This is a genomic window from Acinetobacter entericus, assembly GCF_026168575.1.
Taxonomy (GTDB): domain Bacteria; phylum Pseudomonadota; class Gammaproteobacteria; order Pseudomonadales; family Moraxellaceae; genus Acinetobacter; species Acinetobacter bouvetii.
The window spans coordinates 19,505-30,966 of the sequence record NZ_JAPEQW010000033.1; the positions used below are offsets into that span (position 1 = coordinate 19,505).

At 37.8% G+C, this 11,462-nt stretch carries 12 protein-coding genes; 5 read left to right on the forward strand and 7 right to left on the reverse strand.

What is annotated here, in order from left to right; all coding sequences use genetic code 11:
- Positions 1 to 422 precede the first annotated feature (422 nt).
- On the forward strand, positions 423 to 1,985 hold the full coding sequence (locus OKC24_RS17150) for a sensor domain-containing diguanylate cyclase (protein WP_131275840.1): 1,563 nt from the start codon (positions 423 to 425) through the stop codon (positions 1,983 to 1,985).
- Between the two features lie 258 nt (positions 1,986 to 2,243).
- On the opposite strand, the gene OKC24_RS17155 is transcribed toward OKC24_RS17150, so the two are convergent.
- Positions 2,244 to 3,944 (reverse strand): NAD-dependent malic enzyme, encoded by a 1,701-nt coding sequence (locus tag OKC24_RS17155; protein WP_131275841.1) that lies wholly within the window; start codon positions 3,942 to 3,944, stop codon positions 2,244 to 2,246.
- A 386-nt stretch (positions 3,945 to 4,330) separates the two neighbouring features.
- Here OKC24_RS17155 and yddG point away from each other — a divergent pair, with 386 nt between their 5' ends.
- Together yddG and OKC24_RS17165 are read left to right on the forward strand one after the other, a co-directional pair.
- The gene (gene yddG / locus OKC24_RS17160) at positions 4,331 to 5,257 is read left to right on the forward strand and encodes an aromatic amino acid DMT transporter YddG (protein ID WP_130145591.1); all 927 of its coding nucleotides are present in this window, start codon (positions 4,331 to 4,333) and stop codon (positions 5,255 to 5,257) included.
- Positions 5,258 to 5,503: 246 nt separating this feature from the next.
- Complete coding sequence (locus OKC24_RS17165) at positions 5,504 to 6,919, forward strand: cryptochrome/photolyase family protein (RefSeq protein ID WP_131275843.1); 1,416 nt, start codon at positions 5,504 to 5,506, stop codon at positions 6,917 to 6,919.
- A 33-nt stretch (positions 6,920 to 6,952) separates the two neighbouring features.
- Here the strand turns inward: OKC24_RS17165 and OKC24_RS17170 are convergent, their stop codons facing one another.
- The 5 genes from OKC24_RS17170 to OKC24_RS17190 form a co-directional block, all read right to left on the reverse strand.
- Complete coding sequence (locus OKC24_RS17170) at positions 6,953 to 7,216, reverse strand: hypothetical protein (protein WP_130145587.1); 264 nt, start codon at positions 7,214 to 7,216, stop codon at positions 6,953 to 6,955.
- Positions 7,217 to 7,690: 474 nt separating this feature from the next.
- Positions 7,691 to 8,128: an I78 family peptidase inhibitor gene (locus OKC24_RS17175; protein WP_130145585.1), complete on the reverse strand. Its 438-nt coding sequence runs from the start codon at positions 8,126 to 8,128 to the stop codon at positions 7,691 to 7,693.
- A 228-nt stretch (positions 8,129 to 8,356) separates the two neighbouring features.
- Positions 8,357 to 8,572, reverse strand: coding sequence for a hypothetical protein (locus tag OKC24_RS17180; protein ID WP_130145583.1), 216 nt, complete (start codon positions 8,570 to 8,572; stop codon positions 8,357 to 8,359).
- Between the two features lie 460 nt (positions 8,573 to 9,032).
- Entirely contained in the window at positions 9,033 to 9,146 is a 114-nt protein-coding gene (locus OKC24_RS17185; protein WP_252151861.1) for a hypothetical protein, read from the reverse strand.
- A 322-nt stretch (positions 9,147 to 9,468) separates the two neighbouring features.
- Positions 9,469 to 9,702 (reverse strand): hypothetical protein, encoded by a 234-nt coding sequence (locus tag OKC24_RS17190; protein ID WP_130145581.1) that lies wholly within the window; start codon positions 9,700 to 9,702, stop codon positions 9,469 to 9,471.
- A gap of 252 nt (positions 9,703 to 9,954) precedes the next feature.
- On the opposite strand from OKC24_RS17190, the gene OKC24_RS17195 reads away from it, so the two are divergent.
- Together OKC24_RS17195 and OKC24_RS17200 are read left to right on the forward strand one after the other, a co-directional pair.
- A complete protein-coding gene (locus tag OKC24_RS17195; protein WP_130145579.1) occupies positions 9,955 to 10,446 on the forward strand; it encodes a CinA family protein in 492 nt (163 codons plus the stop codon).
- Between the two features lie 90 nt (positions 10,447 to 10,536).
- A complete protein-coding gene (locus OKC24_RS17200; RefSeq protein WP_130145577.1) occupies positions 10,537 to 11,157 on the forward strand; it encodes an aminotransferase in 621 nt (206 codons plus the stop codon).
- 58 nt (positions 11,158 to 11,215) lie between these two features.
- On the opposite strand, the gene OKC24_RS17205 is transcribed toward OKC24_RS17200, so the two are convergent.
- Positions 11,216 to 11,462, reverse strand: a 247-nt coding sequence (locus tag OKC24_RS17205) for a citrate/2-methylcitrate synthase (RefSeq protein ID WP_307735403.1), incomplete at its 5' end; no start/stop codon positions are given.

Here is an 11,462-nt window from a genome sequence, read left to right on the forward strand (position 1 = left end):
CAACTATTGCTGTGCATATCACATACTAAATCTTTTCTTTAAATCCATTCAATAAATATTTATTTATAAAAAAGAAAAATCAGCAATCCAAATGAAGGCCTCTCCCCCATATTTATAGCCTTAAACAAAATAGTGCTTGGTCCGTATCTGACACGGCCTCCATACTCAGAAATCCAAAATGTGTATTAAAAAATATTTTTTGATGTGCTTTCTGCACGATTAATTTTCTACTGTTGACTGATCGAAAAAACCGTTATGTAGATGAAATCATTTCCGATTGAAAAGTTTGGTTTTAAATTGGAGTAAAAGCAAAATATTCACAAATTATGTGATTTAATTAACGCGTTATTCAACTGCATACATTTGAATGATGAATTTTCATATGCAATATCTCTAAAACCTGAACTGAGAGAGCTGGTCACTTGAAACAGATTGCTTTACTGCTGAAATTAGATCTGCAAAGACTCATATTAATTTTGATCATTCTTTGCGTTTCTTGCCTTTTCATTGTTTCCGTTTTTATTCTTAATCATGTGATTAAAGCTCAACTCATGGAAAACTCTCTCTCGATAAATGAAAAGTATGCTTCTAAAGTTGCATTAAGCACCGATCAATATTTTAGCAACATGCTTCAAGAGCTGAAGTACAGTTCAAACATCATCAGTAAAGACTTCTCTAATCAGGCGCTGATTCAGCAAGAATTGCACCGTTTAAAATACCAATCCAATAACTTTAACTCTGTCAGCGTAATAGATAGCACCGCGCATATTCGGCATCTTGAACCTCAGCTCCTGAAATATGATTCCAAAACCATATATAAAACCGTAGGTATTGTGGAATCTTTAAAGTCGAAAAAGACCTACATTTCCACTCCGTACAAATCCATCGCAAATAACCTGATTGTGCTTATGTCACAGCCAATTTACGGCCCCGATCAGCAATACTTAGGCATGATTACCGGATCTCTGTATTTGCATAAAAAAAATCTCATCAGCCAAATCTTATCAACAACATATTCTTATAAAAACAGCTACATGTATGTCATTGATAACAACAATAAGATTATTTTTCACCCCAATATCAAACGTATTGGTGAAACCATTGAAGTCAATACAGGCTTGGCTTATATGAGCAAGCACAAAAGTGGCCATATTCAACTGGTAAATAGCGAAGGTGTTAATAATTTGGCAGGTTTTGCGCATATTCCAAGCGTCAATTGGCTGGTGGTTTCCCAGCAGCCAACTGAGGAATTATTTGAACAAGCCAATACCATTATTATTAAAGTCGCTTTTGGCATTTTTATTTTCTATATGATCCTGTTTTTTATTATCTGGAAAATTACCCAATATATTTCCTCACCTTTGCATGGTCTCGCACAAATGGCTGGCATGCTTAGCAAGCCTGAGACGGAGCAAGAGATTCAAAACATTAATCCTTGGTATTTTGAAGTCATGCGCTTTCGTACCGCCTTGCTGTTCAGCTCTAAAAAATTCAAAGACAAGATTTCCGAATTGAATTTACATGTGAATACAGATCCATTAACGGGGCTGCATAACCGCCGGGGAATGCAGCTATTTTTAGAAGAATTGCAGAATACAGGGACTGAATTTGCAATTTTACTGATAGATATCGATTTCTTTAAAGCTGTGAATGATAATTTTGGGCATGACCAAGGCGATCACATGTTAAAAGTTCTTGCCGAGCAAATGAAGAAAAACTTTAGAGAGAATGATATCTGCTGCCGGATGGGCGGTGAAGAATTTGCAGTGCTCATGGCGGCTACAGATAAAGCGGTCGTGTTTAAAGCGGCTGAGCGCCTTCGCAAGAACATTGAGGAAATAACTGCAGCTATGCCTACACCTATTACCATTTCAATTGGCATCTCATATTGGCCGCATGATTCTAATGATATTAAAGAAGCTTTTAAACAGGCAGATAACCGACTTTACCAAGCTAAAAATGAAGGCCGAAACCGTGTCTGCTAATCATGCAAGACCGTATTTAAGTCAGCATTTCCAATTTATATACAGTTCGAATTTGGCTGCGCCAATACTCTGTTTGCCCCATATTTATATTTGAAAGATTTACGTTTTATATAGAAATAGAATCATAAAGTTTAAGCTAAACTTTTATGCCATTCTCCGCAAATAACAAAAACCGCTTTAATTTAAAGCGGTTTTTGTTATCCGGGATTTATACCAGCCTGAAGATTCACGACCTAGCAGTATTCAACAGCCTGATCATTAAAATGGCACACGATGATATTGGCGGTATTCCGGTTTCCAGAAATTCGCCTCAATTTTCTGCTGCAAATCGGTCAAATCCATCATTGGCGCCACACCATCCTGCATCGCCGCTTGCGCAACTTTCACCGCAATTACTTTAGAAATCTGCTGAATTTGACTTAAATCCGGCAACAAATCTGCATTCGGATCCTGCAGTTTAGGTGAACAGTCTGCCAAGGCATTGCTCGAAGCCATCAGCATATTGTCTGTCACTCGTTTAGCGCCAGACGCAATAACACCTAACCCAATGCCTGGGAAAATATATGAGTTATTGCATTGCGAAATATTATAAATACGCTCTCGATATATCACTGGCGCAAATGGACTGCCTGTCGCAATAAGCGCCTTGCCCTTCGTCCATTCAATGATATCCGCAGGCACAGCCTCCACCCGCGAAGTCGGATTAGACAGCGGCAGCACAATTGGACTATCGCAATGATCAGCCATAGTTTCAATTACTTCTTTTGTAAACAATCCAGGCTGGCCAGATACCCCAATGAGCACAGTAGGTTTGGCATTTTTCACGACATCCAGCAGCGAGATGATTTCATCGGCATTGCCCCACTTTGCAACTTCCTCAGGCTTTTGCGCCAATTTACGCTGAAAATCCAATAAATTAGGCTGATTTTCAGTAATCAAGCCAAAGCGGTCAACCATAAATACACGTTTGCGCGCTTCAGCATCGCTTAAACCTTCAGCAGTCATCTGTGCAATAATTTGCTCAGCAATACCGCAGCCTGCAGATCCAGCACCTAAAAATGCAATGACCTGATCCTTTAATTGCTTTTTAGCAGCGCGTGAAGCAGCGATCAGACTGCCAACCGATACTGCAGCCGTGCCTTGAATATCATCATTGAAGCAGCAAATTTTGTCGCGGTACTTTTCGAGCAAAGGCATTGCATTCTTCTGTGCAAAATCCTCAAACTGAATTAACGCTTCCGGCCATCTGCGCTGAATCGCCTCAATGACCATATCAACAAAATTATAATATTCTTCACCTGAAATGCGTGGCTGTCTGCAGCCCATATAAATCGGATCATTCAGCAATTGCTGATTGTTCGTGCCAACGTCCAAGGTAATTGGCAAAGTATATGCTGGACTAATGCCGCCGCAAGCAGTGTAGAGGGACAGCTTGCCAATTGGAATCCCCATCCCGCCAATCCCTTGATCGCCCAACCCTAAAATACGCTCTCCATCTGTAATGACAATGACCTTCACATTGCGCCGGTTGACATTGTGCAAAATATCATCAATTTGATCTCGGTCTGGATAAGAAATAAAGATCCCGCGGTGACGGCGGTAAATATCTGAAAAGCGCTGACATGCCTCACCAACGGTTGGGGTATAGATAATCGGCATCATCTCAGTCAGATGATTTTCAATTAAATGATAAAACAGCGTTTCATTAGTATCTTGAATGTTTCGAAGATAAATATGCTTGTTAATCGCATCATTAAATGCGCAATACTGCTGATATGAGCGCTGGCTCTGCTCTTCAATGGTTTCGGCCACATGCGGAATAAGACCATGTAAATTAAAATTCTTACGCTCATCTGCTGTGAAAGCTGAACCTTTGTTCAAAAGCGGCAATTCAAGCAATGTATTTCCTGCATACGGGATATACAGCGGGCGTTTAGATTTCAAGCTATCTGCTGGCATTGTACTAACTCTATTCCTATTCTAAATAATATAGGTGAAGGGACTATTTTGATTTCTGTTTTAATAGCTTAGACCTATTTATTGAAAAATGGATATTTATAAAATTAATAGTGATATATTTAACATTTTCCAGTCTTATAGTGTGAATTTCAAGTTGTTTCATTTTTCTATTTATGCAACCGGAAAACACAGGAACCTAAAAAACACCTTCTATTTAGATATTTTTAGTATCAATTTCAGTATACTTAAATGATTGTTGAAAAATCTGATTATGCAAATAATTGCGCTTGCTGTTCAGATTGAGTCTAATACCAGCGGCATATATTCTGCCGCCAGCAGCTGCAACAGTGCTGTTAGCTTTTCATCTCAATGTATTGAGCCTTAGAATGTCTAAAAATCTTGCAACACTAATTGGCTTTAGTGCAATTTTGCAATGGTCCGCGATTGTTGGCCTGCTCAAGCGTATCAGCTCCAGCATTGGCCCCGATTATGCTGTTGCTTTTATGTATAGTTTTAGCGCCATTATTTTGCTGCTTTTATTCCGCATTCCTAATTTAAAAGCTATTCCCAAAAAATATTTCATATCTGCCACAATTTTATTCGTTGTTTATGAATTATGTTTTTCTTATGCCATTGCCTTAGCGCAAAGCCCTCAGCAAGCCATTGAAATCAGTTTAGTTAATTATTTGTGGCCCAGTATGACTATCGCTGCGCTCATTCTCTTTAAAGAATTAAAATTTAATCTCTTTGTTGTTTTAGGATTAGCTGTCAGTTTGAGCGGTATTGTTTTAATTCAAACAGGCAATGGCGCTTTCAGCTGGTCATCGGTATTCGATAACATTATGGCGAATCCAGTCAGCTATGTTTTAGCATTTCTAGGTGCGGCTTTATGGTCCTTATACTGTGTAATAACTAAAAAATACAGCAATGGCCATAACCCGATTGCCCTATTCTTTATTGTCATTACTGCTGTTCTTTGGTCAAAAATGTATTTTCTGCACAGCATGCCAGCACTTCCATCCTTAGAATTCGATACCCTATTTTGCATGCTAGCTGTATCAATCGTCACAGCGTTGGGGTATGCAGCATGGAATATCGGCATCATTAAGGGCAACATCACACTGTTAGTAACGCTGTCTTATTTCAGCCCATTAATATCTTCTGTGTTTTCGATGCTGATCCTGCAGACGCATTTAGCAGCCGCTTTCTGGCATGGCGCTATTTTGGTAACCCTAGGCTCATTTATCTGCTGGATATCAACAAATTGGGCATATTTAAAAGAAATATTGCGGACTGATAAACAACCTTTTTGATTGCCTCTTTAATATCTGCCTATTTATTCTTTTAATCAATTTCCTGATTCAAGCTCTTACTTGATGAATTTAAGACAAAATTCAAGCAATATTCATTTTTAATTTCACTGGTTTAAACAATGCATAGCGCTTTTACTTAAGCGCAATTTATTCAATATTTAGAAGCTTTGTCCCGCCTGTATGTCTCATTCAGGCCTAAATTTGGATATACTCTTTGCAAACTTCTAACATTTAGGCTGCTGTTCTATGCAATTAATCTGGTTTCGGCAAGACTTGCGCATAGCCGATCACTCCGCGCTTTGGCATGCCGCTCAAACCGGTCCTTGCGCAGCCATTGTATTTATTTCTCCAGAGCAATCCATGCTGCATGATGATGCGCCTGTTAAATGCCAATTTTATTTGCGGCAACTGGACTGCTTAAAGCATCAGCTGCAAACCTTGAATATACCGCTGATTATTCTGCATGCACCGCTTTGGAAAGATATCCCGCAACAGTTAAAAGAGCTGTGTATCCATTTAAGAGTTCAATGCCTGCATGCCAATTGCGAAACGGGAGTTAATGAACAGTTGCGAGACCGGCAGGTTCATCAAGCACTCGCATCGGTCGCTATTCCATTTAAACAATATACTGACCGTACAATTTTCACTCTCGGTTCGATCTTAAATAAATCCAATCAGCCTTATCAAGTTTTCAGCGCTTTCAAAAAAAGCTGTTATGAACAGCTGAGCATAAGCCTGCCGTCCATGTTTCCCGCAGTGCAAAAGCAGCAAACCATAAACTTAGATCTTCCTAAAAATTTAAGGCAGGCCGACCTTGCCGAATTTTATTTGGACGATCCCTTGCAAGCGCTTTGGCCTGTGTCCGAACAATATTCCTTAAACCTTCTGAATCAATTTATACAAGAAGATTTAGCACTTTATAAAGAACAGCGGGATTTTCCGCATCAAAATGGCACCAGCAAAATATCAGCTTATTTAAATATCGGCATGGTTTCGATCCGGCAATGCCTGCAGGCTCTTTTCAGACAGCAGCACGGAAACTTTTATCTGGACAATATTGGACAGCAAACTTGGCTAGATGAATTGCTGTGGCGCGAATTTTATCAGCATATCCTGTTTCACTTTCCAAATGTCTCCAAACATTTTCCCTTTAAAAAAGACACGCAAAAACTGCGGTGGCGCTATGACCATGATGATCTGATGGCATGGCAGCAAGGTTTAACCGGTATTCCTATTGTTGATGCCGGAATGCGTCAATTGCTTCAGACCGGCTGGATGCATAATCGAGTCCGCATGATTACAGCAATGTTTCTAAGTAAGAACTTATTGATTGACTGGCGCTTAGGTGAAAAGTGGTTCATGCAGCATTTAATCGATGGCGACTTGGCCGCAAATAATGGCGGCTGGCAGTGGTGTGCATCAACTGGAACCGATGCAGTGCCTTATTTCCGTATTTTCAATCCTATAAGCCAATCTCAAAAATTTGATCCTCATGGAGACTACATTCGTTCATGGCTGCCCGAATTGGCGCATTTGGATACAAAACGAATTCATGATCCTTTTACATACGCCCCTGATGATCATACCCTCCATTACCCAAGGCCAATTGTAGATTTAAAATATTCACGCTTACGCGCAATAGAAGCCTTTAAATCCATTTAAGTAAGCTAAATTATTTTTGGGCAGCACCATAGATCAATATTTCACGGTGTCTTGCCTAAAATCAATTGTGGCTATTTCACTGCAAAATAATGTTTTTTGGTAATAACTTTTAAGCTTAATTCCTTTGCAGTATCTAATCATCGGATCTTTATTATCCCTGCTGATTTCATCTGCACACTTTTCTTCATTCAGCAAATGTGCATAGGTCGAATAGCCAATTGCCAAAGTCTCAGGGTTCATTCCGCATTTTTTAAACTCATCAATGTTCTTATTTACATCTTGAATGCTGATATTCATATTTCATACATTTTGGCAAAGTACATCTTGTTATATCTGTTCAGCATTACATTTTAATGGCAGCATCTAAATGCTCTCGTTAGAGGGCTTTTGTATCCATGATGCACTTAGAATCATTCGCTGGTTGCAACAGATCTAAAATTGGTACGCCAAAGCATACAAGGTAAAATAAATCCAATATTCAACAGTTTTTCTGCAAAGGCAAAATTAATGAACAATGCGCCCAATTTTCATCACAATTAGCAAACAGGCTAAAAACAAACCAAAAATCTACAGGCATCTTTGTGTGCTTTTCATCATCTGCCTTCAAATCAGTCTAAGTATATTCCTGATCTAAAGATCGTTAAATTTTCGTTCATAAAGTAATGCATTAAACAGTTTGAATAGCCTTGAGAGTCAATAATCATGAATTCAACTAAAGCTCCCCCAAGACTAAACTGCATTTAAAATGCGGCAACACCCGCAAATCTTGGATCAGCCGCAAGACGCTTGAGATATTTTATGCGTAACAGGGTCAATCATGACTGTCACACGATTATCAAGATAGTCCATGGTGACTGGCTGATTTGGCGCAACAATGCGGACAATTTCAGAATGTGTGAGCTGTTTGATTTGAGCAGCTGTTAAACCAGACTGACCAACTAATTTTTGTGCTTCTTCCGGCAAACAGCGGGTTTGCTGATTCGCTCGAAAAAAAGCCCATTCTTCAACAGCTGTTCCATTTTTCAAATGGCAATATCCGACTTGACCATTTTCATCATTTTTAATTTCAACTTTTCCACCCTGCTTTACGCAGTATTCACTGGCAGGATTAGCAATCCCAACTTTCGGCAAATTTGCAGTGTTTGTATTTGTGGCAGAGCATGCTGATAAAGTAAGAACAGCCATAGAAAGTAGAACTATTTTTTTCATTGCTTATCCTAAAGTTTTAAGGTGATATCACATTCATTTTGGATTAATCCATTAAAAATCGCAAACACAGCTTAAAGCGGAATAACGCTTAAATAGTGCTGCATAAATCCAGAATTGCACTTTATCTTATTTGTGGCTTAAACCGCTGTATAATTAAAATATTTTTATATTAATAAATATAATAAAAAAGCCCTAGAATGGGCCTTTTTATTCATAATATTTAATTCATTATTTTGCTGAAGCTTCACTGGCAGCAGAGCCTTCTTGCTCTAATGGCGCAGCATCAATCATATCTGGACTTACTTCAATAGAGGTCACAGCTACCGTCTCACTTACTGCGGCTGGCTCCGCAGGTGACTGTTCTTCCTGCTTTTTACTGCACGCAGCCAAACTCAATGATACTGCGGCTGCTAAAACAATGAGGCTTGCTTTTAAATTTTTCATAGAAATGCCTTTGATAAGGTTTTAAAATTTACATAATTGTAGACAATTTTTTTAATTTCGGGGAGTACTTATTGTATATGTTTTTAATTTTTTTTAAAAATTTATAAACTTCCAACAATCATTAATATTTTAATTATAAAAATACAAGTCATGAAAAATCAGCAATCAAATGTTTAATTATCAAAAAAATAATACTCTAAAAGCATAAACCATCAACACTAGGCTGTTATAAATTAAATTTCAACATAAAATAACTGATTAATATGAATAAAAAATATTTCTCATTATTTAAAATAAATAATTATAATAAGCAATCAATTTCAACCATGCCCAATAAAGCACTTAAACTATAAGTCACTAATAAATAAAAATTTAAAAAAAAAGGAGCCGTATTAAAAAATACGGCTCCTTTTTCTGGCTACTATCGCTAAGGCTTCTTTAGTTTTATTACAATAAGTTATTAAGCTGGATTGATTAAATAAAAATAAGTAATCAAAAAAGCTAAAAGTGAAATTGCAAGTACTAAGTATGTACCGACAGTATTAAAACTTTTAATAAATTTTAAAATATCCATAATCACATACCGCTAAATTACCTGCGAATTATAAAACAATTTTTTTCTATTCTTACTCAACATCACACTTTAAAAGAGAATTATACATAACTATCACAAAACCCATACGAACAGTATGCTTTTTAAGCAATCTAAATATAATTAGTTTAAAGTTATCGGACTGCTGATTTCATCAAATTAAGGTATTAACTCAAAAAAAAACATATATTTCTAATAATATATGCCTTATAAAATCATAAAAAAAACACTCATCAATCTTAATTTCATAAAAATTTTCTTAAAGAAGCCTCAATCGTATGAAGCTTCTTTAAAGTATTCTTGATTATTGCGCGGCGACAACTTTAACAATAATCGTTTGAGTCTCTTCTAGCTCTTCAGCCAAATACAATCTTTTTAATTCTTTACTTTTAACTTTAAATTTATGATTTTGGTAGGTGATTTCTGCTGGAATTTGATCAAAATATTGACTGTCTGCATTCAACTCTTCTTGAAACAGCGGTGTTCCCAGCTGATAGTCCAAGCTTTTCAATACGACATATTTTACAGTTGTTTTCATTGTGGCCACCTATATTCAAAATGCACTTTATTTTTAGTTTTACCACTGTTCAGCGCTGGATAAAACCTTTATTTTTCTTTTTCGAATAGCAAATATACAACTGGCAATGGCCAAAGAATAAAGCTTATGATTCTTGATTTTCATATTACTCCATTCTAAAAATTCTCATGAATTCATGACTTTTCACCTAGAAATCTTTTAAAATTCTCTTTCCATATTTACAGTCTACCATTCATGCAGTTTGGGGAAACAATGATTCTAAAACAATGCTGCGATGCGCTTGAACAGAATTTACTGACGATTGCCTTTATTGAAAGTGCCAGTTCTGGATATCTAGCAAGCCAATTTTCTATCTATAAAAATAGCGGTGCTGATATTCTGCTTGGCGGTTTAGTCAGTTATGACCCAAGCATCAAAATTTCGATCTTGCATATTATGCCGTCATTCATTGATGCCTATACAGCAGAGTCTGCTGAAGTCACCCAAGCCATGGCTGAGCATGGTAAAAATTTATTTACGCAAGCTGACTTTATTGTTGCCTGCACCGGCTTACTTAAGCCAGGCGGCAGTGCAACAGCCGAAAAGCCTGAGGGAACTTTCTACATTTCAATTTTATTTAAAAATCAATTTTATAATTTTAAATACTTTTTAGATGGAAGCCCTATTGAACGCTTAGACCAGCTGACAGAGCTGACAGCCAAGGAAGTTTTACATTTGGTTGGCATAGCAGATACGTTGGCATAACTCATCGTATGGTTTTCCATAATAATTTTTAACATGCCGCACAGCAATAATCCGCTATATTTAACTTAAAGCAGTAAATTTGGATGTGTCATGGATAGACTAAATGTTATTTCCAATACGATTTTGCTCTGCTGTATTTCTTTTTCAGCCCATGCAACAGTAGGTGGCCCTCAATTCATTGAAGTGCTTGGCTTAGATCAAAAAGCCCAAAAAATATATGTTATGCGCCACTTTGAAGATGGCCGCGGCCGCCTGCCTCAGCTTTATTATTACCAATTAAATGCTCAGCAACCTAAACAATTAATCTCCGTTAGATCCCTTTACATCAATCCAAAAACCAACCGCATAGACTATGATCAAGACAGCACACTGTTTGACAAAGAAATTGCCAAAATTAAAACTCGGCTAGTCAAGCTTGTGCCAATTCACAACAGCAATGTTTCCATTCAATTAATCACCTCAATCAACGGCACAGCCAAAGCATGGTTTGACCCGCAAGAAACTATTGATAAATGGAGCTACCAGTATTTAGTTAAAAGTCAAAAATACAGCAGTACCGTACAAACGGCAGTGAGCTACAAGGAAGGGCTGAAAATTTCAAAAACCTATAAAGTGCCCAACCAGCCTTATATCTTTGTTACTGTACAATACCTAGGCATTCCCTTTGAACGCGGCTACAACATTGAAGACCCTGTTCTATTAGGGAAATAAAAAATTAAAAAAGCCTCCGAAGAAGCTATTTTAATTATTCATGGGCAGTTAGGTCAAACTAGGCTGCTGAACGCTCTGCAATCGGCACCACTTTACGCAGTTCTGGGCCAGTATAATCCGCACTTGGACGGATAATGCGGTTGTCTGCACGCTGTTCCATCACATGCGCTGCCCAGCCGGTTACCCGGCTCATCACGAAGATGGGCGTGAACAGTTTGGTTGCAATATCCATGAAATGGTAAGCCGATGCATGGAAGAAATCTGCATTGCAGAATAATTTCTTCTCGCGCCACATCACTTCTTCA